This is a genomic window from Burkholderia cenocepacia, from assembly GCF_014211915.1.
Lineage (GTDB): Bacteria > Pseudomonadota > Gammaproteobacteria > Burkholderiales > Burkholderiaceae > Burkholderia > Burkholderia orbicola.
Genome location: NZ_CP060039.1, coordinates 728,705 through 752,087 on the forward strand (window position 1 = coordinate 728,705; position 23,383 = coordinate 752,087).

General features: G+C 68.9%; 21 protein-coding genes and 1 riboswitch. Of the genes, 18 read left to right on the top strand and 3 right to left on the bottom strand.

Going from position 1 to position 23,383, the window contains the following annotated elements; all coding sequences use genetic code 11:
- Nucleotide 1: 1 nt before the first annotated feature.
- The 16 genes from SY91_RS03380 to metF all read left to right on the top strand — a co-directional run bounded on the left by SY91_RS03380 (nt 2) and on the right by metF (nt 16,677).
- The gene (locus tag SY91_RS03380; protein ID WP_023477953.1) at nt 2–946 is read left to right on the top strand and encodes a CheR family methyltransferase; all 945 of its coding nucleotides are present in this window, start codon (nt 2–4) and stop codon (nt 944–946) included.
- Nucleotides 943–1,686, top strand: coding sequence for a chemoreceptor glutamine deamidase CheD (gene cheD, locus SY91_RS03385; RefSeq protein ID WP_023477954.1), 744 nt, complete (start codon nt 943–945; stop codon nt 1,684–1,686). Before SY91_RS03380 ends, cheD begins: the two co-directional genes overlap by 4 nt.
- Nucleotides 1,683–2,774 (top strand): chemotaxis response regulator protein-glutamate methylesterase, encoded by a 1,092-nt coding sequence (locus SY91_RS03390; protein WP_027810841.1) that lies wholly within the window; start codon nt 1,683–1,685, stop codon nt 2,772–2,774. The genes cheD and SY91_RS03390 overlap by 4 nt, the downstream gene beginning before the upstream one ends.
- 67 nt (nt 2,775–2,841) lie before the next feature.
- Nucleotides 2,842–3,237 carry a chemotaxis response regulator CheY gene (cheY, locus tag SY91_RS03395; RefSeq protein ID WP_006754880.1) on the top strand — a complete coding sequence of 132 codons (396 nt, stop codon included), beginning with the start codon at nt 2,842–2,844 and terminating at the stop codon, nt 3,235–3,237.
- A 2-nt stretch (nt 3,238–3,239) separates the two neighbouring features.
- Nucleotides 3,240–3,971 carry a protein phosphatase CheZ gene (gene cheZ / locus SY91_RS03400; RefSeq protein WP_006477357.1) on the top strand — a complete coding sequence of 244 codons (732 nt, stop codon included), beginning with the start codon at nt 3,240–3,242 and terminating at the stop codon, nt 3,969–3,971.
- A gap of 272 nt (nt 3,972–4,243) precedes the next feature.
- Nucleotides 4,244–4,747, top strand: coding sequence for a DUF2844 domain-containing protein (locus SY91_RS03405; RefSeq protein WP_011546708.1), 504 nt, complete (start codon nt 4,244–4,246; stop codon nt 4,745–4,747).
- 16 nt (nt 4,748–4,763) lie between these two features.
- Nucleotides 4,764–6,008, top strand: a complete 1,245-nt coding sequence (locus tag SY91_RS03410) for a DUF3443 family protein (RefSeq protein WP_023477956.1) — start codon at nt 4,764–4,766, stop codon at nt 6,006–6,008.
- A gap of 163 nt (nt 6,009–6,171) precedes the next feature.
- The gene (locus SY91_RS03415) at nt 6,172–6,669 is read left to right on the top strand and encodes a VOC family protein (protein WP_011546706.1); all 498 of its coding nucleotides are present in this window, start codon (nt 6,172–6,174) and stop codon (nt 6,667–6,669) included.
- 395 nt (nt 6,670–7,064) lie between these two features.
- A complete protein-coding gene (gene flhB / locus SY91_RS03420) occupies nt 7,065–8,264 on the top strand; it encodes a flagellar biosynthesis protein FlhB (protein ID WP_023477957.1) in 1,200 nt (399 codons plus the stop codon).
- The gene (gene flhA, locus SY91_RS03425) at nt 8,261–10,363 is read left to right on the top strand and encodes a flagellar biosynthesis protein FlhA (RefSeq protein ID WP_006477362.1); all 2,103 of its coding nucleotides are present in this window, start codon (nt 8,261–8,263) and stop codon (nt 10,361–10,363) included. The genes flhB and flhA overlap by 4 nt, the downstream gene beginning before the upstream one ends.
- Nucleotides 10,360–12,108, top strand: coding sequence for a flagellar biosynthesis protein FlhF (gene flhF, locus SY91_RS03430; protein ID WP_185921071.1), 1,749 nt, complete (start codon nt 10,360–10,362; stop codon nt 12,106–12,108). The genes flhA and flhF overlap by 4 nt, the downstream gene beginning before the upstream one ends.
- Nucleotides 12,101–12,919 (top strand): flagellar biosynthesis protein FlhG, encoded by an 819-nt coding sequence (locus SY91_RS03435; protein WP_011546703.1) that lies wholly within the window; start codon nt 12,101–12,103, stop codon nt 12,917–12,919. Before flhF ends, SY91_RS03435 begins: the two co-directional genes overlap by 8 nt.
- Nucleotides 12,920–12,944: 25 nt before the next feature.
- On the top strand, nt 12,945–13,676 hold the full coding sequence (locus SY91_RS03440) for an RNA polymerase sigma factor FliA (protein ID WP_011546702.1): 732 nt from the start codon (nt 12,945–12,947) through the stop codon (nt 13,674–13,676).
- 114 nt (nt 13,677–13,790) lie between these two features.
- A riboswitch (S-adenosyl-L-homocysteine riboswitch) is annotated at nt 13,791–13,908 on the top strand.
- A 32-nt stretch (nt 13,909–13,940) separates the two neighbouring features.
- Nucleotides 13,941–15,359, top strand: coding sequence for an adenosylhomocysteinase (gene ahcY / locus SY91_RS03445; protein ID WP_012327710.1), 1,419 nt, complete (start codon nt 13,941–13,943; stop codon nt 15,357–15,359).
- Between the two features lie 99 nt (nt 15,360–15,458).
- Nucleotides 15,459–15,812 carry a phage holin family protein gene (locus tag SY91_RS03450; RefSeq protein ID WP_006477367.1) on the top strand — a complete coding sequence of 118 codons (354 nt, stop codon included), beginning with the start codon at nt 15,459–15,461 and terminating at the stop codon, nt 15,810–15,812.
- 34 nt (nt 15,813–15,846) lie between these two features.
- Nucleotides 15,847–16,677 (top strand): methylenetetrahydrofolate reductase [NAD(P)H], encoded by an 831-nt coding sequence (gene metF / locus SY91_RS03455; protein WP_124476712.1) that lies wholly within the window; start codon nt 15,847–15,849, stop codon nt 16,675–16,677.
- Between the two features lie 102 nt (nt 16,678–16,779).
- Here metF and SY91_RS03460 read toward each other — a convergent pair whose 3' ends face one another.
- Together SY91_RS03460 and SY91_RS03465 are read right to left on the bottom strand one after the other, a co-directional pair.
- Nucleotides 16,780–18,258 (bottom strand): amidase, encoded by a 1,479-nt coding sequence (locus SY91_RS03460; protein WP_124476785.1) that lies wholly within the window; start codon nt 18,256–18,258, stop codon nt 16,780–16,782.
- Nucleotides 18,259–18,339: 81 nt separating this feature from the next.
- Nucleotides 18,340–19,032: a dienelactone hydrolase family protein gene (locus SY91_RS03465; RefSeq protein WP_011546698.1), complete on the bottom strand. Its 693-nt coding sequence runs from the start codon at nt 19,030–19,032 to the stop codon at nt 18,340–18,342.
- Nucleotides 19,033–19,254: 222 nt separating this feature from the next.
- On the opposite strand from SY91_RS03465, the gene SY91_RS03470 reads away from it, so the two are divergent.
- Together SY91_RS03470 and SY91_RS03475 are read left to right on the top strand one after the other, a co-directional pair.
- Nucleotides 19,255–20,337 carry a nitronate monooxygenase family protein gene (locus SY91_RS03470; protein WP_185921072.1) on the top strand — a complete coding sequence of 361 codons (1,083 nt, stop codon included), beginning with the start codon at nt 19,255–19,257 and terminating at the stop codon, nt 20,335–20,337.
- 436 nt (nt 20,338–20,773) lie between these two features.
- Nucleotides 20,774–21,916, top strand: coding sequence for a branched-chain amino acid ABC transporter substrate-binding protein (locus tag SY91_RS03475; protein WP_012327715.1), 1,143 nt, complete (start codon nt 20,774–20,776; stop codon nt 21,914–21,916).
- Between the two features lie 100 nt (nt 21,917–22,016).
- Here SY91_RS03475 and SY91_RS03480 read toward each other — a convergent pair whose 3' ends face one another.
- Complete coding sequence (locus SY91_RS03480) at nt 22,017–23,234, bottom strand: MFS transporter (protein ID WP_124476710.1); 1,218 nt, start codon at nt 23,232–23,234, stop codon at nt 22,017–22,019.
- Nucleotides 23,235–23,383 lie beyond the last annotated feature (149 nt).

Below are 23,383 nucleotides of genomic sequence, written 5' to 3' on the forward strand. Positions count from 1 at the left end.
CATGTCGCACGCGCGCGCGCCGTTTCGACCCGATGCACCGGATGCCTCGCCTCGCGCGGGCGAGCCGGGGCGCGACTTCGCGTTCACCGGCGCGGATTTCGCACGCATCCGCGCGCTGATCCATCAACGCGCGGGCATCTCGCTGTCCGAGCACAAGCGCGACATGGCCTACAGCCGTCTCGCGCGACGGCTGCGGGCGCGCGGCCTCGACACGTTCCGCGACTACCTAGACCTGCTCGAGCAGGAAGACGATCCGCTCGAGTGGGAAGCGTTCACCAACGCGCTGACGACCAACCTGACCGCGTTTTTCCGCGAGTCGCACCATTTCCCGATCCTGTCGGAATTCGTGAAATCGCGGCCGGCGCCGGTGTCGGTCTGGTGCTCGGCGGCGTCGACCGGCGAGGAGCCTTACTCGATTGCGATCACGCTGATCGAGGCGCTCGGCGACACGGCCGCGCGCAACGCATCGATCCTCGCGACCGATCTCGACACGCAGGTGCTCGCGAAGGCCGAAGCCGGCATCTATACGTACGACCAGGTCAAGCACCTGTCGCCGGAGCGGCTCAAGCGCTTCTTCCTGAAGGGCACGGGCGCGCAGGCCGGCCGCGTGAAGGTGCGCCCCGAGCTGCGCGCGATGATCCGTTTCGAGCAGTTGAACCTGACCGATGCCGACTACGGGATCGCGAAGCCGTTCGACGCGATCTTCTGCCGCAACGTGATGATCTATTTCGACAAGCCGACGCAGGGGCAGGTGCTGTCGCGCTTCGAGCCGCTCGTGAAGCCGGGCGGCCTGCTGTTCGCCGGCCATTCGGAGAACTTCACGTACGTGACGCAGGCGTTCCGGCTGCGCGGGCAGACGGTGTATGAACTGACGCGCGACGCCGCGCAGGGCGCGCGGCCGCGCGGCGCACCGACGAGCGCGCCGGCCTATGGAGAGCGCGGATGAGCGCCCTGCCGATCGCGACCAATCGCTACTTCGACAACCACTTCGAGCGCCCCGGCGTGAAGCTGTTGCCGAACGAGTTCTACACGACCGCCGAGGACATGGTGCTGATGACCGTGCTCGGCTCGTGCGTCGCCGCGTGCCTGCACGACCCGTATGCGGGCATCGGCGGGATGAATCACTTCATGCTGCCGGACGACGGTGCCGATCCGGGCGCGGCCGCGTCGGAATCGATGCGCTACGGCGCGTATGCGATGGAAGTGCTGATCAACGAGCTGATCAAGGCCGGCGGGCGCCGCGAGCGCTTCGAGGCGAAGGTGTTCGGCGGCGCGGCCGTGCTGGCCGGGATGACGACGATCAACATCGGCGATCGCAACGCGGATTTCGTGCGCCGCTATCTCGCGCTGGAGCGCATCCGCATCACCGCGGAAGACCTGCAGGGCGTGCATCCGCGCAAGGTCGCGTTCATGCCGCACAGCGGGCGCGCGATGGTGAAGAAGCTGCGGCTGCAGGTGCCGGGCGTGACCGAGCGCGAAGCCGCGCTCGCGCGCGAGGCCGATCGCCTCCGCGCCGCACGGACCCGCGCGCAGGTCGAGCTGTTCGCCGCGAAGCGGCCTGCCGCGCCGCAACCGGCGCGCCCGCGCATCGAGCTGTTCGGCGGGCGCGGCACGGCGCCGGGCAACGGGAGCCCCTCGGCCGGGAGCCCGTACGCCGCGAACCTATCCAGAAAGCAGGAGGCCTGACCGCAGTGCAGAAGATCAAAGTGTTGTGCGTCGACGATTCGGCGCTGATCCGCAGCCTGATGACCGAGATCATCAACAGCCAGCCCGACATGACGGTGGTCGCGACCGCGCCCGATCCGCTCGTCGCGCGCGAGCTCATCAAGCAGCACAATCCCGACGTGCTCACGCTCGACGTCGAAATGCCGCGCATGGACGGGCTCGACTTCCTCGAGAAGCTGATGCGCCTGCGGCCGATGCCGGTCGTGATGGTGTCGTCGCTGACCGAGCGCGGCTCGGAAATCACGCTGCGCGCGCTCGAACTCGGCGCGGTGGATTTCGTCACGAAGCCGCGCGTCGGGATTCGCGACGGGATGCTCGACTACGCGGAAAAGCTCGCCGACAAGATCCGCGCGGCGTCGCGCGCGCGTGTGCGCCAGGCGCCGCAGCCGCAGGCCGCCGCGCGCTCAGCGGACAGCGCCGCGGCCGCGCCGATGATCAACAACCCGCTCGTCAGTACCGAGAAGCTGATCATCATCGGCGCGTCGACGGGCGGCACCGAGGCGATCCGCGAAGTGCTGACGCCGCTGCCGCCGGATGCGCCGGCCGTGCTGATCGCGCAGCACATGCCGCCCGGCTTCACGAAATCGTTCGCGCAGCGGCTGAACGGCCTGTGCCGGATCGCGGTGAAGGAAGCCGAGCACGGCGAACGCGTGCTGCCGGGCCATGCGTACATCGCGCCGGGCCATGCGCACCTGTTGCTCGCGAGAAGCGGCGCGAACTATATTGCGCAACTGTCGGACGAGCCGCCGGTGAACCGGCACCGCCCGTCGGTCGACGTGCTGTTCCGCTCGGCGGCGACGCACGCGGGCAAGAACGCGATCGGCGTGATCCTCACCGGGATGGGCCGCGACGGCGCGGCCGGCCTGCTGGAAATGAAACGCGCGGGCGCTCACACGTTCGCGCAGGACGAAGCGAGCTGTATCGTGTTCGGGATGCCGCGCGAGGCGATCGCGCTCGGCGGCGCGGACGAGGTCGCGCCGCTCGCCGACATGAGCCGCCGCGTGATGGCGCGCCTGGCGACGATGGGCGACCGCGTGCAGCGCGTGTGAATGGAATGTCACGGGGCGCGTGCCACGATACGCGCCTCGACGGAAACGAATCTGGAAAGGAACGACGATGGACAAGAGCATGAAAATCCTGGTGGTGGACGATTTCCCGACGATGCGCCGGATCGTCCGCAACCTGCTCAAGGAACTGGGCTACACGAACGTCGATGAGGCGGAAGACGGCGCGGCGGGCCTCGCGCGGCTGCGCGGCGGCGGCTTCGACTTCGTGATCTCGGACTGGAACATGCCGAACCTCGACGGCCTCGCGATGCTGAAGGAAATCCGCGCGGACGCGACGCTCACGCACCTGCCGGTGCTGATGGTCACGGCCGAGTCGAAGAAGGAGAACATCATCGCGGCCGCCCAGGCCGGCGCGAGCGGCTACGTCGTGAAACCGTTCACGGCCGCGACGCTCGACGAGAAGCTGAACAAGATCATCGACAAGATGGCCAAGGCCGGGAGCTGAACGTGAACGAGCCGATCCATGCGGCGCTCGCCGGCGCGGCGATCAACGCCGACGGCCATGCCGAAGGCGCCGATTACGCGAGCGACCGGATCCTTGCGCGCATCGGCCACGTCACGCGCACGCTGCGCGATTCGATGCGCGAGCTCGGGCTCGACAAGCATGTCGAGCGCGCGGCGGAAGCCGTGCCCGATGCGCGCGACCGGCTGCGCTACGTCGCGACGATGACCGAACAGGCCGCCGAGCGCGTGCTGAATGCGATCGAGATCGCGAAGCCGGTGCAGGAGCGCATCCAGAACGAAGCCGAGGCGCTCGACGCGCGCTGGGCGCAGTGGTATGCCGCGCCGATCGAGCACGCGGAAGTGCGCGAGCTGATGGACGATACGCGCACGTTCCTGCGCACGCTGCCCGAGTCGACGTCGGCGACCCGCGCGCAACTGCTCGAGATCATGCTCGCGCAGGATTTCCAGGACCTGACCGGGCAGGTGATCAAGAAGATCATGGACATGGTCTACCTGATCGAGCAGCAGCTCCTCACCGTGCTCGTCGAGAACATCGCGCCGGAGCGGCGCGAGCAGTTCGCCGCCACCGCGGCCGCGCTGGCGGCCGAGCAGATGAGCGCGACCGGCAGCCCCGAATCGCTGCTGAACGGCCCGCAGATCGCGCCGGAAGGCAAATCCGACGTCGTTCAGGACCAGGGGCAGGTCGACGACCTGCTCGCGAGCCTCGGCTTCTGATCCTGCCGCGGCGCATCCGCGCGCCCGGTTGCCGGGCGCCGCGTCCCGCGGGGCCGCCGATGCGCGCATTCCCCTTTCCCGCCTCGTTCTCCCGCCCGCCGCGCTTGCGCGGCGCGGTGTCATCCTGCGTCGAATTGACACTTCGCCACACTCCGCAGGCATACTACGCGTCAGCAGCAACGTAGCGTCTCATTCGTAAGATTCATAAGTTGGCAGGCGGCGCGTGCCGACGGCGGCGCCGTCGGCAACGAAGCCAGTCCCTTGGGGGGAACGTGAAGCTGAAACGCTTGGGCTGGACCGTCGCGCACGCGACGGCTGCAATGGGTGTGCTGTGGGCCGTCCACGCACATGCGGAACTGGGCGGCGCGCCGATGTCGCCGCCGGCGGACGATCAGGCCGCCACCGTGCGCGCGCTGCAGCGCGCCATGCGCTCGGCGGACGGCGCGCAGGCCAGCACGGCCGCCTATACCGTCCGCGAGATCACGCTCGGATCGGGCACCGTCATCCACGAATACACGTCGGCCGCCGGCAGCGTGTTCGGCCTCGCGTGGCGCGGGCCGACGATGCCGGATCTCGCGTCGCTGCTCGGCAGCTATTTCCCGCAGTACACCGCCGGCGTCCAGGCGGCGCACCGGGCGCGCGGCTGGCGCGCGCCGGTGGCGGTCGAGACGAGCGGCCTCGTGATCCGGACGGGCGGCCACATGGGCGCCTTCTCCGGCCAGGCGTGGCTGCCGTCGGCGCTGCCCGCCGGCGTGGCCGGCACCGATATCCAGTGACAGCGGGAGAGCGATCTTGAGCATTCCTCGTACATTCAAGCGCTGGCTCGGCGTGCTGGGCCTCCTGGCCGCGACGGCCGTGCTCGTGACGGCATGCGGCGGCGGCGATGGCGGCGGCGGTTCGGGCAACGGCGGCAATGCCGGCAATACGGGCGGCAACGGCTCGGGCGGGTCCGACGGCAACAGCGGCAACACGGCCGTCGTCACGGTCGGCGCCGGCGCCGCGAACGTGATCAACATCCCGACCATCAGCCTGAAGATCTGCGTGCCGGGCACGTCGAACTGCCAGATCGTCAACAACGTGCTCGTCGATACCGCGTCCTACGGGCTGCGGCTCGTAGGCAGCGCGGTGGCGGGCGTGCACGACAGCCTGCCGCAGGTGACGAGCGGCGGCGCGCCGGTCGCCGAATGCGGCAAGTTCGTGTCGAGCTACACGTGGGGCTCGGTGCGCACCGTCGACCTGTCGATCGGCACCGAGCAGGCGAGCTCGCTGCCCGTGCAGATCATCGGCGACCTCGGCACGGCCAACGTACCGAGTTCATGCACGAACGGCGGCGCGTCGGCCAACTCGACCGGCGCGCTCGGCGCGAACGGGATCCTCGGCATCGGGCCGGCGCCGTACGACTGCGGCACGACCTGCGCCACGTCGACGTCGACGAGCAACAACTACTACGCGTGCCCGAACGGCGACAACGCGCGCTGCACGGTCGCGCTCGTGCCGCTGGCGCAGCAGGTGGCGAACCCGGTGCATCGGTTCGCGAACAACGACGGGGTGAGCGTGCAGATGCCGGCCATCTCCGACAACGGGCAGGCAAGCGCGACCGGCACGCTGACGTTCGGCCTGCCGAACCTGAGCGGCAAGACGGTGATGACGTCGACCACGACCGGCGACGTCAGCGCGACGTTCCAGGGGCGCAGCGTGACCGCGTTCTTCGATACCGGCTCCAACGCGTATTTCTTCAACGATTCGGCGCAGACGGTCTGTTCGAGGAATACGGAGTTCTACTGCCCATCGGCGACGACCACCTATTCGGCCACGCTGAGCGGCCAGAACGGCGCGTCGGGTACCGTGTCGATGCCGGTCGCCAACGCCGATGCGCTGTTCTCGAACTCGTCCACGTTCGCGTTCAACGACATCGCGGGCCCGTTCGGCTCGTCCAGCTGGCTCGACATCGGCATGCCGCACTTCTACGGCAAGACGATCTACTTCGGGATGGACAAGACCGCGAGCGGCGGCCCGCAGCCGTTCGTCGCGTTCTGACGCGGCACGCGGCCGGGAACGAGGGGCGAGCGATCGCCCCCTTTTTTTCGCTCTCGGCGGGCGCGAGGCTACGGACCGGCGCGCTGTCACGCGCCGGCATAGCGTCTACGATGTAAGACCGGCACCGGCACCGGTGCCGGCACGACATCGAGGAGACAGCGCCATGAACCCGCGTATCCAGCGCATCACGCCGTTCCTGTGGTTCGACCGCGACGCCGAGGCGGCGGCCGGTTTCTACGTATCGGTGTTCGACAACGCGCGCATCGTGCACGTCGCGCGCTACGGCAAGGCCGGCGCGCACGCGTCCGGCAACGCCGAGGGCGCGGTGATGACGGTGGCGTTCGAGCTCGACGGGCAGGCGTTCGTCGCGCTGAACGGCGGTCCCGTGTTCCAGATGACGCCGGCCGTGTCGTTCGTCGTCAACTGCCGCGACCAGGCCGAGATCGACCATTACTGGGCGCGCCTGTCCGAAGGCGGCGACGAGCGCGCGCAGCAATGCGGCTGGCTGCGCGACCGCTTCGGCGTGTCGTGGCAGGTCGTGCCCGTGCAGATGGCCGAGCTGATGACCGGCGACCCGGCCCGCGCCGAGCGCGTGATGGCGCAGGTGATGACGATGAAGAAGCTCGATCTCGGCGCGCTGCAGCGGGCGGCGGCCGGCTAGGGCCAGCGCAAGCCCGTTGTCGGCGTGAACAGGCCCGAGGCCGCTTCGGTCGGTCGGGCCGCCCAAGGCCGTCAGCCGGCCGTTTCGTCCCGACGCACGACATCGTTGCGTCGGGGCCGATTTCCCGCCTTTCCCGGCCGTTGGTGCACCGTTCCCCCGCATCGCGCCGACGCCGTTCCGCTGGCGGCCGCCGCTTCGCCGACGCGCCGGCCGGCCCGTTTTCCCGCCGCGCCGCGCGGCGTTCCGCCCCCGCTCCGGCCGCGTTCGCGGCGGCTCGCCCGATTCTCCGAAATACCCCCTTTCCCGGCTTTGCTCGACCGATCGGCATTTGACGCCTCCATGAATAATCGGTGTCACTGGAAAGCGGCATTCCGCCGTACCCGACTGGAGGCCCCGTGGCAGACGAGAGCGATCTCGACAAGACCGAAGCCGCCACTCCCAGGCGCCGCGAGAAGGCGCGCGAGGAGGGGCAGGTCGCGCGTTCGCGCGAACTGGCTTCGTTCGCACTGCTCGCGGCGGGGTTCTACGGCGCATGGCTGCTCGCGGGCCCGTCGGGTGGGCATCTGCAGGCGATGCTGCGCGGCGCGTTCACGTTCGATCGCGCGACCGCGTTCGACACCCGCCGGATGCTGTCGGCGGCCGGCAGCGCGAGCCTCGAAGGCTTCGCCGCGTTGCTGCCGCTTCTTGCGCTGACCGGCGTCGCCGCGCTGCTCGCGCCGATGGCGCTCGGCGGCTGGCTGATTTCGCAAAAGACGTTCGAGCTGAAGTTCGACCGCCTGAACCCGATCTCGGGCCTCGGCCGGATCTTCTCGATCCAGGGGCCGATCCAGCTCGGGATGTCGATCGCGAAGACGCTGGTCGTCGGCGGGATCGGCGGCATCGCGATCTGGCGCAGCAAGGACGAACTGCTCGGCCTCGCGACCCAGCCGCTCGGCGTCGCGCTGCCCGATGCGCTGCATCTGGTCGCCGTGTGCTGCGGCACGACGGTCGCCGGGATGCTGGTCGTCGCCGGGCTCGACGTGCCTTACCAACTCTGGCAGTACAACAAGAAGCTGCGCATGACGAAGGAAGAAGTGAAGCGCGAGCATCGCGAGAACGAAGGCGATCCGCACGTGAAGGGGCGGATTCGCCAGCAGCAGCGCGCGATCGCCCGCCGCCGGATGATGGCGGCCGTGCCGAAGGCCGACGTGGTCGTCACGAACCCGACGCACTTCGCGGTCGCGCTGCAATACACGGATGGCGAGATGCGTGCGCCGAAGGTCGTCGCGAAGGGCGTGAACCTCGTCGCCGCGCGCATCCGCGAGCTCGCGGCCGAGCACAACGTGCCGCTGCTCGAAGCGCCGCCGCTCGCGCGTGCGCTATATCACAACGTCGAACTCGAGCGCGAGATCCCCGGTTCGCTGTACTCGGCGGTCGCGGAAGTGCTCGCGTGGGTCTACCAGCTCAAGCGCTTCCGTTCGGAAGGCGGCGCGTTCCCGGCGATGCCGGTCGATCTCGACGTGCCGGCCGAACTCGACAAGGGCACGTCGGTCGCCGCCGACGACGAGCGTGAAGAAGCCGAAGACACCCTCGGCAAGCAAGGGAACGCAGCATGAGCACCCCGACCACCGGCCTGTTCGCGAAGCGCCCGAACGTGCTGGCAGGCACGAACCTGCGCGCGCTCGCGGGCCCGATCCTCATCTGCATGATCCTGGGGATGATGATCCTGCCGCTGCCGCCGATGCTGCTGGATCTGCTGTTCACGTTCAACATCGCGCTGTCCGTGATGGTGCTGCTCGTCAGCATGTACACGATGAAGCCGCTCGATTTCGCGGCGTTCCCGAGCGTGCTGCTGTTCTCGACGCTCCTGCGCCTGTCGCTGAACGTCGCGTCGACCCGCGTCGTGCTGCTCGAAGGCCACACCGGGCCCGACGCGGCCGGGCAGGTGATCGAGGCGTTCGGCCACTTCCTCGTGGGCGGCAACTTCGCGGTCGGCATCGTCGTGTTCGTGATCCTGATGATCATCAACTTCATGGTGATCACGAAGGGGGCGGGGCGGATCGCCGAAGTGTCCGCGCGCTTCACGCTCGACGCGATGCCCGGCAAGCAGATGGCGATCGACGCCGATCTGAACGCCGGCCTCATCAACGAGGAACAGGCCCGCAAGCGCCGCCTCGCCGTGTCGCAGGAAGCCGAGTTCTACGGGTCGATGGACGGCGCGTCGAAGTTCGTGCGCGGCGACGCGATCGCCGGCCTGATCATCATGGCGATCAACGTGATCGGCGGGCTGATCGTCGGGATGGTGCAGCACGACATGAGCTTCGCCGCGGCCGGCACCAACTACACGCTGCTGACGATCGGCGACGGCCTCGTCGCGCAGATCCCGTCGCTCGTGATCTCGACCGCGGCCGGCGTGATCGTGTCGCGCGTCGCGACCGACGAGGACATCGGTACGCAGATCACCGGCCAGCTGTTCACGAACCCGCGCGTGCTGAACATCACCGGCGCGATCATCGTGCTGATGGGGCTGATCCCGGGGATGCCGCACTTCGCGTTCCTCGCGCTCGGCGGCGGCGCGATCTGGCTGGCGCGCACCCAGACCAAGCGTGCGGCGGCGCGCAAGGCGGCCGGCGACGTGACCGACATCGCACCGCCCGCGGTGCTGCCGGCCGACAGCCACGAAGCGACCTGGGACGACGTGCAGCTGATCGACCCGCTCGGCCTCGAAGTCGGCTACCGGCTGATCCCGCTGGTCGACAAGAACAGCGACGGCGAGCTGCTCAAGCGCATCAAGAGCATCCGCAAGAAATTCGCGCAGGAAATCGGCTTCCTGCCGCCGGTGATCCATATCCGCGACAACCTCGAACTGCGGCCGAACGCGTACCGGATCGCGCTGAAGGGCGTCGAGATCGGCGCGGGCGAAGTGTTCCCGGGCCAGTGGCTCGCGATCAACCCGGGCCAGGTGACGGCCGCGCTGCCGGGCGCCGTCACGCAGGACCCCGCGTTCGGGCTGCCGGCCGTGTGGATCGACGTCGCGCTGCGCGAGCAGGCGCAGGTGTACGGCTACACGGTGGTCGACGCGAGCACGGTGGTCGCGACGCACCTGAACCATCTCGTCGTCCAGCACGCGGCCGAGCTGCTCGGCCGCCAGGAAGTGCAGGCGCTCGTCGAGCGCACCGGCAAGGACGCGCCGTCGCTCGTCGAGGACCTCGTGCCGAAGACGATCTCGCTCACCACGCTGCAGAAAGTGCTGCAGAACCTGCTCGAGGAAGGCGTGCCGATCCGCGACATGCGCACGATCCTCGAGGCCGTGTCCGAGCATGCGGGCCGCGGCGACGCGTTCGAGATCACGGCCGCGGTGCGGCTCTCGCTCGGCCGCGCGATCACGCAGCAGTGGTATCCGGGCAACGGCGAAATGCAGGTGATGGGCCTCGACGCGAACCTGGAGCGCGTGCTGTCGCAGGCACTCGCCACCGGCGCGAACCCGGGCCTCGAGCCCGGCCTCGCGCACAACCTTCTGACCGGCACGCAGCAAGCGATGCTGCGTCAACAGAATCTCGGGCTGCCGCCGGTGCTGCTGGTGCAGCACGCGCTGCGCGCGATGCTCGCGCGCTTCCTGCGCCGCAGCCTGCCGCAATTGAAAGTGCTGTCGTATGCCGAAGTGCCGGACACACGCACGATCAAAGTCGTTAACGTCATCGGGGGTTCCGCTTGAACATTCGCAAATTCACCGGCGCAACGAGCCGCGACGCACTTCGTCTCGTGCGCGAGGCGCTCGGCGCCGACGCGGTCGTGCTGTCGAACCGCACGCTCGATGACGGCAGTGTCGAAATCGTTGCACTCGCCGATTCGGATCTCGCCGCGGTGGCGCCGCCGGCCGCGCGTCCGCGCCTCGCCCCGTCGCGCGTGCCGGAATCCGTGCCGGCCGCCGCCGTGCCGGGCATCGTGTCGCGCCCCGGCATCGCACCGCGCCCGGCCGTCAATCCGTATGCGGCGGGCGAAGGCGGGCTGCCGGACGTGTTCTCGTCCGTGTTCGGCGCGAGCGCCGACGCGCAAGAGGCGGATGCGCATCGTTCGTCGATCGAGGCCGATGCGCCCGCGGCGGCAGCGCCGTCGATCGCAGCACCGGCCGCCGGATCGCCGGCCGCCACTTCCGAACCCGCACCGTGGCTGGTCGAGCACGCGAAGCGCCTCACGCAGCAGCGCGACGCGCTGATCGCCCGAGCGCAGGCGCCTGCCGAGCCGCAGGCGAGTGCGCCGCAGCCCGCAGCCAGCGCGACGCCGCCCGACTGGGCACGCGACATCGTGCGCGACGCAGAACGCCGGATGCCGCCCGCCGGCGCGCCGGCCGCCGCGCGGCGCGCCCCCGACACGGGCGCCGCGTACGCCGCCAAGACGGCCGAACGCACGCGCCTGTCGTCCGACGCGGCCGCCGCGGTGGCCGACGCGGTGAAGTCGCGCATCGAGCGGATCGTCAACGACACCGTGATGCAGGAGCTGGGCGAGCTGCGCGGGATGATGCAAGAGCAGTTCGACAGCCTGATGTGGCACGACCGCCAGCGTCGCAGCGCCGTTCACGGCGCGCTGACGAAGCATCTGTTCGCGGCCGGCTTCTCCGCGCAACTGGTGCGGATGCTGGTCGACAACCTGCCGTCCGGCGACGACGCGCAGACCTTCGAGCAGGCCGCCGAATGGGCGCAGTCGGTGCTCGCGTCGAACCTGCCGGTGCTCGACAGCGAGGACGCGCTGATGGAGCGCGGCGGCGTGTTCGCGCTGATGGGGCCGACGGGCGTCGGCAAGACGACCACCACCGCGAAGCTGGCCGCGCGCTGCGTGATGCGCTTCGGCGCGAGCAAGGTCGCGCTGCTGACCACCGACAGCTACCGGATCGGCGGCCACGAGCAACTGCGCATCTTCGGCAAGATCCTCGGCGTGCCGGTGCATGCGGTGAAGGATGCGGGCGATCTCGCGCTCGCGCTGTCCGAGCTGCGCAACAAGCACATCGTGCTGATCGACACGATCGGCATGAGCCAGCGCGACCGCGCGGTGTCCGACCAGATCGCGATGCTGCACGGCGCGAACGCGCCGGTGCAGCGCCTGCTGCTGCTCAACGCGACGAGCCACGGCGACACGCTGAACGAAGTCGTGCAGGCATACCGCAGCGCGGGCGAGCATCCTGACCTGGCCGGCTGCATCCTCACGAAGCTCGACGAGGCGACCCACCTCGGCGGCGTGCTCGACACGGTGATCCGCTACAAGCTGCCGGTCCACTACGTGTCGACCGGCCAGAAGGTGCCGGAGAACCTGTACGTCGCGTCGACCAAATTCCTGCTGAAGAGCGCGTTCTGTGTGCCGCGCGACGGCTCGCCCTTCGTGCCGCAAGACGAGGACATGCCGACGCTGCTTTCCGCACTGACCGCACGTTCCACCGCCGAGCTGCACGAGGTGCGATTTGGATAAACGGATCATCGATCAGGCCGAAGGGCTGCGGCGCCTGCTCGCCGGGCGCGCGTCGCGCATCGTCGCGGTGACGGGTGGGCCGGCGGGCGTCGGCTGCACGTCCACCGTGGTGAATCTCGCGGCGGCGCTCGCGTCGCTCGGCAAGGACGTGCTCGTCGTCGACGAGCGCGCCGACGTGCATTCGGCCAGCGCGACGCTCGCCGGCGCGTGGCTGCGCGACGGCGAACGCACGCGGGTGGCGGCCGGCTTCGGCCTGTGCGGCGCCGCGCGGCTCGCGCGCGCCGGCTACAGCGACGCGCAACTGAGCGACTTCATCGACGGCCCGGCCGACATCGTCCTCGTCGACGCGCAGCTCGGCGCCGACGGGTCGTTCTCGGCGCTCGCGCGCGAAGCGCACGACGTGCTGGTCGTCACGCGGGTCGCCGCGCAGGCGATCACCGAGGCGTACGCGTGCATGAAGCGGCTGCATTTCGCGCACGCGTTCGCGCAGTTCCGCGTGCTGACCAATCAGGTCGGCAGCCACGCGGACGCGAAGACGGCCTTCGACAACCTCGCGGGCGTCGCGAGCCGCTACCTGACCGTATCGATCGCCGATGCGGGCTGCGTGAGCGCCGATCCGCTCGTCGAGCACGCCCGCGAACTGATGCATGCGGTGGTCGACGCGTTCCCGTCGTCGCCCGCCGCGCGCGATTACCGGCAGATTGCCGCCGACCTGTTGTACTGGCCGATGCGCCCGCGTTCGGGTGCGGGCCGCGCAGTCCACGCCGGCGGCAAGCCGTCGTATGAGGCGGGCGCGGCACACGCCGCGTGAGCGCCACCCGAAGGAGAGAGCCACGATGTACAACGCTCAAGGAAAGATGTCCCAGGCCGACGTGCTCGCGCAATACGCGCCGCTCGTGCGCCGCCTCGGGCTGCAGCTCGTCGCGAAGATGCCGGCGAGCGTCGATCTCGACGACCTGATCCAGGCCGGCATGATCGGCCTGATGGACGCGGCCGGCCGCTACAAGGAAGACCAGGGCGCGCAGTTCGAGACCTACGCGACGCAGCGCATCCGCGGCGCGATGCTCGACGAGCTGCGCAGCAACGACTGGCTGCCGCGCAGCCTGCGCAAGACGTCGCGCGAGGTCGAGCACGCGGTGCACCAGGTCGAGCAGCACCTCGGCCGCTCGGCGAGCGAGACCGAGATCGCGCAGCACCTGAACATGCCGCTCGACGAATACCAGGGGATGCTGCAGGACCTGCACGGCAGCCAGCTCATCTATTACGAGGATTTCGACCGCGCGGCCGATGACGAGCCGTTCCTCGACCGCTATCGCGTCGATCACGCCGATCCGTTGTCGGCGCTGCTCGACGACCACCTGCGCGAGGCGCTCGTCGAGGCGATCGAGCGGCTGCCGGAGCGCGAGAAGCTGCTGATGTCGCTGTACTACGAACGGGGTCTGAATCTGCGCGAGATCGGCGCGGTGCTCGAAGTGAGCGAATCGCGCGTGTGCCAGCTGCACAGTCAGGCCGTCGCACGCCTGCGCGCGCGGCTGCGCGAGCAGGCGTGGGTCGGCGCGGAGTCCTGACCCGAAGAAGTCCCGACCCTTTGCCGACGGCCGCGCGCGCCGGCGCCGCGCGCGTCGCGCGCCTACGCGTCGTCCTTGCGCATTTCGCGCGCCGATTTGCTACAATCCCCTCCGTTTTCCGAGGAGCGTTGCGACGGACCATCCGTGTCCGCCAGGCTCGGAGAGCTTCACCAAGCAGCCGTGCGGCGATTTTTTCGCGCCGGCCCCGCTTCCTGAACGGCGCTCACGTCACCAATCTAGAAACTTTTTAGAAAGGAGGGCGTGATGAACGCCATTATCGATTCCAAGGCTTCCCACGATTACGTCGTCGCCGACATGGCGCTGGCCGGCTGGGGCCGCAAGGAACTCAACATCGCCGAGACCGAAATGCCGGGCCTCGTGCAGATCCGCGACGAATACAAGGCACAGCAGCCGCTGAAGGGCGCGCGCATCGCCGGTTCGCTGCACATGACGATCCAGACGGGCGTGCTGATCGAGACGCTGAAGGCGCTCGGCGCGGACGTTCGCTGGGCATCGTGCAACATCTTCTCGACCCAGGATCACGCGGCCGCCGCGATCGTCGAAGCCGGCACGCCGGTGTTCGCGTTCAAGGGCGAATCGCTCGACGAGTACTGGGAGTTCTCGCACCGCATCTTCGAATGGCCGAACGGCGAATTCGCGAACATGATCCTGGACGACGGCGGCGACGCAACGCTGCTGCTGATCCTCGGCTCGAAGGCCGAGAAGGACCGTTCGGTGATCGCGAAGCCGACCAACGAGGAAGAAGTCGCGCTGTACAAGTCGATCGCGGCGCACCTCGACGTCGACGCGAACTGGTACTCGAAGCGCCTCGCGCACATCAAGGGCGTGACCGAAGAGACCACGACCGGCGTGCACCGCCTGTACCAGATGGAAAAGGACGGCCGCCTGCCGTTCCCGGCGTTCAACGTGAACGATTCGGTCACGAAGTCGAAGTTCGACAACCTGTACGGCTGCCGTGAATCGCTCGTCGACGGCATCAAGCGCGCGACCGACGTGATGATCGCGGGCAAGGTCGCGGTCGTCGCGGGCTACGGCGACGTGGGCAAGGGCTGCGCGCAGTCGCTGCGCGGCCTGGGCGCGACCGTGTGGGTCACCGAAATCGATCCGATCTGCGCGCTGCAGGCGGCGATGGAAGGCTACCGCGTCGTGACGATGGAATACGCGGCCGACAAGGCCGACATCTTCGTGACGGCGACCGGCAACTACCACGTGATCAACCACGATCACATGAAGGCGATGCGCCACAACGCGATCGTCTGCAACATCGGTCACTTCGACTCGGAAATCGACGTTGCGTCGACGCGCCAGTACCAGTGGGAAAACATCAAGCCGCAGGTCGACCACATCATCTTCCCGGACGGCAAGCGCGTGATCCTGCTGGCCGAAGGCCGCCTCGTGAACCTCGGCTGCGCGACCGGCCACCCGTCGTTCGTGATGTCGAACTCGTTCGCGAACCAGACGCTCGCGCAGATCGAACTGTTCACGCGCGGCGAGCAGTACGAGAACAAGGTGTACGTGCTGCCGAAGCATCTCGATGAAAAGGTCGCGCGCCTGCACCTGGCGCGCATCGGCGCGAACCTGTCGGTGCTGTCGGACGAGCAGGCTTCGTACATCGGCGTGCAGAAGGACGGCCCGTTCAAGCCGAACCACTACCGCTACTGATGTACTGATGCGCTGCCGCCGCGCCGCGCGCCCGTTGCGGGCGCACGGCGCGGCGGCGCTCACCGATCGTACCGATCGACAACCGAACCGGAGCCCTCCATGAGCGTCATCCTCACCTGGGTCATCAACGCGCTGGCGCTGCTGATCATCACGTACCTCGTGCCGTCGATCCACATCAAGAGCTTCGGCACCGCGCTGATCATCGCGGTCGTGCTCGGGCTGATCAACACGGTGATCCGGCCGGTGCTGATCCTGCTGACGCTGCCCGTCACGATCGTCACGCTCGGGGTGTTCATCCTCGTCGTGAACGCGCTGTGCTTCTGGTTCGCGTCGTCGCTGCTGAAGGGCTTCGAGGTGTCGGGGTTCTGGTCCGCGTTCTTCGGTTCGATCCTGTACAGCATCGTGTCGTGGCTGCTGTCCGCCCTGATCTTCGGCCAGCGCGACATCGGCTGAGGGCCGGCGGGCGCAGGCCCAACCCCATCGAATCATGAAACCGATCGAACTCTCGTTTGAATTCTTCCCGCCGAAGACGGCGGACGGCGTCGAAAAGCTGCGCGCCACGCGCGCGCAGCTGCTGCCGCTGAAGCCGAAATTCGTCTCCGTGACGTTCGGCGCCGGCGGCTCGACGCAGCAGGGCACGCTCGATACCGTGCTCGACATGCAGAAGGACGGCCTCGAGGCCGCGCCGCACCTGTCATGCATCGGCTCGTCGCGCGACAGCCTGCGCGCGATCCTCGACCAGTACCGCTCGCACGGCATCCGGCACATCGTCGCGCTGCGCGGCGACCTGCCGTCTGGGATGGGCGAGGTCGGCGAGCTGCGCTACGCGTCCGAGCTCGTCAGCTTCATCCGCGCCGAGCATGGCGACTGGTTCCACATCGAGGTTGCCGGCTATCCGGAGTACCACCCGCAATCGCGCTCGCCGAAGGCCGATCTCGAGAATTTCGCGCGCAAGGTGAAAGCCGGCGCGAATTCCGCGATCACGCAGTACTTCTTCAACGCGGACGCGTATTTCCGCTTCGTCGACGATGCGCGCAAGCTGGGGGTGGACGTGCCGATCGTGCCGGGCATCATGCCGATCACGAACTTCTCGCAGCTGATGCGCTTCTCCGAGATGTGCGGCGCCGAAGTGCCGCGCTGGGTCGCGCGCCGGCTCGAGAGCTTCGGCGACGATCGCGAGTCGATCCGCGCGTTCGGCGCGGACGTCGTCACGAGCCTGTGCCAGCGCCTGATCGACGCGGGCGTGCCGGGGCTGCATTTCTACACGCTGAACGCGGCGACCGCCACGCGGACGATCTGCGAACGGCTCGCGATGTAAGCGTCGTCACGCAATTGCATGCGTGAAAGCCCCGCCGGTTTGCGCCGGCGGGGCTTTTTTATCGTGAAGCGCCGCGCATGCCGCGTGGCGAAAGCCGCTGAATCAGCGCTGCGCCTGCATCAGCGGCGGGCGGCGGTCGAACCACGGCCGCGCCTGTTCGAGCTGCCGCGCGAGTCGAAGCAGCAACGCTTCGTCCGCGTGGCGCGCGGCGAACTGCACGCCGATCGGCAGCCCGCGCGCGTTCCAGTACAGCGGCACCGACATCGCCGGCTGGCCGGTCAGGTTGAACAGCTCGGTGCAGCCGGCCCACGCGAACGCCTTCTCCGACGACTTCGCGAGCATCTCCTTCAGCAGCGGCTTCACCGGCAACGCGGCGACCAGCTTCATCTGCGCGGATTCGAACGGCGTCGGCTGCAGTTCGCCGATCTTCACCGGCGGCCCCGCGAGCGAGGCGCACAGGATCGCGTCGTAACGCGACACGAGACCGGCGACCTGCACGGTGAGCTGGCGTTGCCATTCGAGCACGTCGGGCAGGCGCGTGCGCGCGAGCCGCCGGCCGACCACGGCCATCGCCCAGGTCGCGGCCTCGAATTCGCCGCGCCGCGGCGTGCGGCCGGTCAGTTCGCGCGCGCCGAGCACCATGTCCTCGGCGATCGTCGCCCACAGCGTGAGGAAGGTTTCGGCCGCGCGCGCATAGTCGATCTGCAGCGTCGCCGGTTCGACGTGATGGCCGAGCGATTCGAGCAGCGCGGCCGCGTCGTCGAGCGCCGCGCGCGTGTCGTCGGCGAGCGCCGGCGCGAGCATCGGATCGACGACGAGGCCGATCCGTAGCGGGCCGGGCGGCGTATCGAGCGCGCCGAGAAAGGTGCCGGGCGCGCCGGGCGGCAGTGTCTGGCCGGTCGTCACGTCGAGCAGCAGCGCACTGTCGCGCACGCTGCGCGACACCGCGTGCTGGACGACGAGTTCGCCGTTCGACGGCAGGTCGACCAGCACCGGGTTGCGGCTCGGCTTCAGGCCGAACAGCCCGCAGCACGATGCCGGAATGCGGATCGAGCCGCCGCCGTCGGACGCATGCGCGAGCGGCACGATGCCGGCCGCGACGGCCGCCGCCGCGCCGCCGCTCGAACCGCCGGGCGTGTGATCGAGATTCCACGGGTTGCGGCACGCGCCGAACAGTGCCGGTTCGGTGTACGGCATCTGGCCGATCTCGGACGTGTTGGTCTTGCCGAATACGTTCAGGCCCGCCGCGCGGCTGCGCGCGATCACCGGCGAATCGTCGGCCGGCACGAAGTAGCGGTAGTGCCGGCTGCCCATCGACAGCGGCAGCCCGGCGACCGCCGCGCCGAGATCCTTGACGAGATACGGCACGCCCGCGAACGGCGCATCGGCGCCCGGTTCGGGCACGCCCGCCGCACGTTCCCGCGCGGCTTCGTAATCCTGCAGCACGATCGCGTTGATCGCGCCGTTGACCGCTTCGGCCTGGCCGATCGCGGCGTCGAGCAGTTCGCGCGGGCTGGCCTGGCGGTCGCGCACGAGCGCGGCGAGGCCGATTGCGTCATGCGCGAGATAGTCCGAGTGCATCGCGGTCACCCCCGTTGTGACTCGTGGCGATGGTGCGAGCATAACGCGAGCCCGGCGTGGCGGGCCCGCGGCCGGGCCTTTTTAGAGATGCTCGGCGAGGAAGGTCAGCGTGCGGCCATGCGCGAGCGCTGCGGCGCGCTGGTTGTACGACGCGCGGTCCGTGCAGTTGAAGCCGTGCTCGGCGCCCGGGTACACGTGGAACGACGCATCGCCGTGGCCGGCGAACGCGGCCTTCACCTGGTCGACGGCGGTGAGCGGAATGCCGTGGTCGTTTTCCGCGTAGTGGAACAGGATCGGCTGCGTGACCTGGCCGGCGAGGTCGAGCGCGTTCTGGATGCCGCCGCCGTAATAGGACACCGCCGCGTCGAGCTTGCCGGTCGCGGCCGCGCGGTACGCGAGCTGGCCGCCGAAGCAGTAGCCGATCGCGGCGAGCTTGCCGGCTACTTCGGGGCGGGCGCGCAACGCGTCGGCCGCCGCGCCGATGTCCGCGACCGCGAGACCCACGTCGGTCTTTTTCATCAGCTCGATGCCCTTGTCGCGATCCGCGCCTTCGTAGGTCAGCTCGACGCGCGGCTGCGTGCGCCAGAACACGTCGGGCGCGAGCGCGACGAAGCCGTCGGCCGCGTACTGGTCGGCGACCGCACGGATGTGCGCGTTCACGCCGAAGATCTCCTGGATGATGATGACGGCAGGGCCCTTGCCGCGCTTGGGCAGTGCGAGATAGCCGCCGAAGCTGTCGTTACCGGTCGGGATGTCGATCCATTGGGCAGTCACGTTCTGAACTCCTGGCGTGCGGGGTGCGCGAGGCGCCCCGGGGTGAAAAGAAGGCGGCCTAGTGTGCCACCAATCGTTCGGTGCTGCAGTGCACGCGGGCGCTTCTCGCGCAGCGATCGTTTCGATCTCGATTATTCATTTTTCGGCGCCGCGCCGCTTCGATAGAGTCGATGTGTCGGCCTTTACAAAGCGCTTTCGCGCATCGTCATCGAAGGATTCGCCATGTCCGCCCGCTCGTTTTCCACGCCCTTTTCCGAACGCTTCGGCCTGCGTCTGCCGCTCGTGCAGGCGCCGATGGTCGGCGCGACCACGACCGCGATGGCCGCCGCCGCATCGAATGCCGGTGCGCTCGGCAGCTTCGGCGCCGGCGCGCTCGCGCCTGAGCGTATCGAAGCCGAAGTCGCCGCGATCCGCGCGGCGACCGATCGCCCGTTCGCGATCAACCTGTTCGTGTTGCCCGAGGACGCCGCGCCGGACGCGGCGACCGTCGCGCGCGCACTCGCGGCGATCGACCCGCTGAACGCCGCGCTCGGCCTGCCGCCGGGCACGGCGCCCGCGCGCTACGCGCCCGATTTCCGCGCGCAGCTCGATGCGCTCGTCGCGCTGCGCGTGCCGGTCGCGAGCTTCACGTTCGGCGTGCTCGACGCGGTCGACGTCGCCCGCCTGAAAGCCGCCGGCACGTATGTGATCGGCACCGCGACGCACGTCGCCGAAGGGCTCGCGTGGCAGGCGGCCGGCGCCGATGCGATCTCCGCGCAGGGCGCCGAGGCCGGCGGCCATCGCGGCACCTTCATCGGTTCCGCCGAGGACGCGCTGATCGGCACGTTCGCGCTCGTCCCGCAGCTCGTCGACGCGACCGGCCTGCCCGTGCTGGCCGCGGGCGGCATCATGGACGGCCGCGGCATCGCGGCCGCACTGGCGCTCGGCGCGCAGGGCGCACAGCTCGGCACCGCGTTCCTCACGTGCGCGGAAAGTGCGATCGCCGCGGACTGGAAGGCACGCCTGCTCGCGAGCGCCGATACGTCGACGCAGGTCACGCGCGCGATCACCGGCCGTCATGCACGCGGGCTGCGCAATACGCTGATGGCGCGGCTCGGCGAGCACGTGGCCGACGTCCCGCCGTATCCGGTGCAGAACGCGCTGACCCAGCCGTTGCGCCAGGCCGCCGCGCGCGCGAACGACGGCGACTACCTGTCGCTGTGGGCCGGGCAGGGCGCGCCGCTCGCGCGGCGGCGCGGCGATGCGTTGACGACGTCGCAACTGGTCGCCGCGCTCGACGCGGAGTGGCGCGCATCGGCTGCCTGAACGCTGCTTCAACCGCTGGAACGATGGATATCGGACGACGAAACGCGCGTGCTGTCACGCGCGTTTCATTCAATGATCGCGGGCACAAAATACCGAATCGAAATGCCCGCACGAATCGATTGAAACGACCTTTCCGCAGTGTGCTGGAACTAGCGGAAACCCTTATCCGTCGGGGCTTGCAGCGCCATTCGAGTCATCCCTCCAAAGCGCGCATATCGGTAGTGTTACCACTATCCTAAAAAAGTCCCACAAATTAATTTGATCACCTACACTTGCGCGCAAGTACGAGCGGGCGGCCGCTAAAAGCGGCTGTTTTCACGTGCTTGAGGCCAAGTGCATGAACGATGCAACCGGCGAATCGTCCAGTGATTGAAACACGGGGATGGCAGCGGGGCACCGGGCGATGGCGTTTTTTGGGACCGAACTGGAGACTTACATGAATATCAAGATGCAAAAGCTGTTGCCGATCACCGCGGCAGCGATGCTGTGCGCTGCAGCTGCAAGCAACGCGTCCGCCGATCAAGTCGTCAAGATCGGCCACGTCGCGCCGTTGACGGGCGGCATTGCACACCTGGGCAAGGACAACGAAAACGGTGCACGTCTCGCAGTCGAGGAGATCAACGCGAAGGGCCTCACGATCGGCGGCCAGAAGATCACGCTGCAGCTCGACCCGCAGGATGACGCCGCCGACCCGCGGCAGGCGACGCAGGTTGCGCAGAAGCTCGTCGACGACAAGGTCGTCGCGGTGGTCGGCCACCTGAACTCGGGTACGTCGATCCCGGCCTCGAAGATCTACAGCGATGCGGGCATCGTGCAGATCTCGCCGTCGGCCACCAACCCGGCGTACACGCAGCAAGGCTTCAAGACCACGTACCGCGTGGTGGCGACCGATGCGCAGCAGGGCCCGGCACTGGCGAACTACGCGCACTCGAAGGGCATCAAGAGCGTGGCGGTGGTCGACGATTCGACCGCGTACGGCCAGGGTCTCGCGAACGAGTTCGAGAAGAAGGCGAAGGCGCTCGGCCTGAAGGTGATGTCGCATGACGCGACGAACGACAAGGCGGTCGACTTCCGCGCGATTCTGACCAAGATCAAGGGCGAAAACCCGGACGCGATCATGTACGGCGGCATGGACGCCACCGGCGGCCCGTTCGCGAAACAGGCGAAGCAGCTCGGCCTGCGCGCGAAGATCTTCGCGGGCGACGGCGTGTGCACGGAAAAGCTGGCCGACCTGGCCGGCGACGCGACCGACAACATCGTGTGCTCGGAAGCCGGCGCTTCGCTCGAGAAGATGCCGGGCGGCAACGCGTTCAAGGCGAAGTACGAGAAGCGCTTCGGCCAGCCGATCCAGATCTATGCACCGTTCACGTATGACGCCGTGTACATCATCGCCGACGCGATGAAGCGCGCGAACTCGACGGACCCGGACAAGATCCTCGCGGCGATGCCGGCGACGAAGTACACGGGCGTGATCGGCACGACGACCTTCGACTCGAAGGGCGACCTGCAGCACGGCGTGATCTCGCTGTACAACTACAAGAGCGGCAAGAAGTCGCTGCTCGACGAAGTGAAGATGTAACGCGACGCGCGATCGACAAGCGGTCGACAGGAGGGTGAAAGCGCGCATGCGGCAACGCATGCGCGCTTTCTTTTGTGCGCCGGCGCGCGCCGCCGCGCCGTCAGATCTTCAGGTGCGCGAGCACCTTCGGCGCGACGAGTGCGACGAGCGCCGCGCACAGCGCGACGACCGACAGGCCGACCGTCAGGTTCGACGCCTGCGCGACTGCGCCGATCGCGACCGGACCGAACAGCAGTCCGAAATACGCGAGCCCGGCCACGTGCGCGAGCCCTTCGGCCGCGTGGATGCCTTTCACGCGCGCGGCAGCCGCGAACAGCACGGGCATCATGTTGGCCAGCCCGAGGCCCATCAGCGTGAAACCGGTCAGCACCGCGGCCGAATACGGCAGCAGCAGCGCGCCGATCATCCCCGCGCAGGCGAGCGACGCGCTCGCGAACACGAGCTGCGGCGCGCCGAAGCGGGCGCGCACGGCGTCGCCCGCGAAGCGCGCGATGGCCATCCCGCCCGAGAATGCCGCATACGCGGCACTCGCGAGCGCGGGGCTCGCCGCGACCACGTCACGCATGTAGACCGTCGCCCAGTCGTACATCGCGCCTTCGGCGATCAGCGCGATCAGCGCGATGCCGCCGAGCATCCACAACGCGGGCGAGCGCCAGCGGTTGCCGCCGCCGTGCGCCTGTTCGTGATGCGGCACGTGCGGCAGCACGGCCGGGCTCGCGGCCACGAGCACCGCGGCCCCCACCGCTGCCGCGAGCGCGAGATGCGCGGCCGGCGCCATGCCGGCCGACAGCAGCGCGCCGCCGGCCGCAGCGCCGGCCATCCCGCCGATGCTGAACATCCCGTGCAGCGACGACATGATCGGTTTGCCGAGCGCGATTTCGACCGCGCTGGCCTCGGCATTCATCGCGACGTCGAGCGTCGCCATCGAGAAGCCGAACAGCGCGAGCACCGCGAGCAGCATCCAGTAGTCGGGCACGACGAGGATCAGCGCCGCGCACGCGGACATCACGAGCCCGCCGGCGAGGCACGCGGTGCGCGAGCCGACGCGCGCGATCCAGCGCGCGATGCTCAGCATCGCGACGATCGACCCGCCGGCGACCGCGAACAGCGCGATCGACAGCAGCCCGGGGCTCAGCGCGAACTTGTCGCGCACGGTCGGCACGTGCACGCCCCACGACGCGTACATCATGCCGGCGACGAAGAACAGCGCCATCGACGCGGTGCGCGCACGCTGACGGGCCGGCAGCGGCAGGACGCGATGCGCGTCGGGCGGCGTGGCGAACGGGGACGACGATTCGGGGGAGGAGGATTGGGACACGGGAAGGCTCGTCAGGAAAATGCACGGGCGCACGCGGCGCCCGTCGGATGGGTCCGATTCTATCGAACCGCTTACGTTCCTGCCGCGCGCTGGCCGTTCGGCCGATGCGCGGCGCGGGGCGCCAGCGGGTAACATCAACGCGCATGCGG

Excerpts from the sequence above, each read along its gene's own strand:
- SY91_RS03470 (WP_185921072.1), top strand. The coding sequence starts at position 19,255 with ATGTCCGCCCGCTCGTTTTCCACGCCCTTTTCCGAACGCTTCGGCCTG.
- metF (WP_124476712.1), top strand. The coding sequence starts at position 15,847 with ATGAAACCGATCGAACTCTCGTTTGAATTCTTCCCGCCGAAGACGGCG.
- SY91_RS03440 (WP_011546702.1), top strand. The coding sequence starts at position 12,945 with ATGTACAACGCTCAAGGAAAGATGTCCCAGGCCGACGTGCTCGCGCAA.
- SY91_RS03380 (WP_023477953.1), top strand. The coding sequence starts at position 2 with ATGTCGCACGCGCGCGCGCCGTTTCGACCCGATGCACCGGATGCCTCG.
- SY91_RS03415 (WP_011546706.1), top strand. The coding sequence starts at position 6,172 with ATGAACCCGCGTATCCAGCGCATCACGCCGTTCCTGTGGTTCGACCGC.
- SY91_RS03450 (WP_006477367.1), top strand. The coding sequence starts at position 15,459 with ATGAGCGTCATCCTCACCTGGGTCATCAACGCGCTGGCGCTGCTGATC.
- SY91_RS03460 (WP_124476785.1), bottom strand. The coding sequence starts at position 18,258 with ATGCACTCGGACTATCTCGCGCATGACGCAATCGGCCTCGCCGCGCTC.
- flhA (WP_006477362.1), top strand. The coding sequence starts at position 8,261 with ATGAGCACCCCGACCACCGGCCTGTTCGCGAAGCGCCCGAACGTGCTG.
- cheD (WP_023477954.1), top strand. The coding sequence starts at position 943 with ATGAGCGCCCTGCCGATCGCGACCAATCGCTACTTCGACAACCACTTC.
- cheY (WP_006754880.1), top strand. The coding sequence starts at position 2,842 with ATGGACAAGAGCATGAAAATCCTGGTGGTGGACGATTTCCCGACGATG.
- SY91_RS03475 (WP_012327715.1), top strand. The coding sequence starts at position 20,774 with ATGAATATCAAGATGCAAAAGCTGTTGCCGATCACCGCGGCAGCGATG.
- ahcY (WP_012327710.1), top strand. The coding sequence starts at position 13,941 with ATGAACGCCATTATCGATTCCAAGGCTTCCCACGATTACGTCGTCGCC.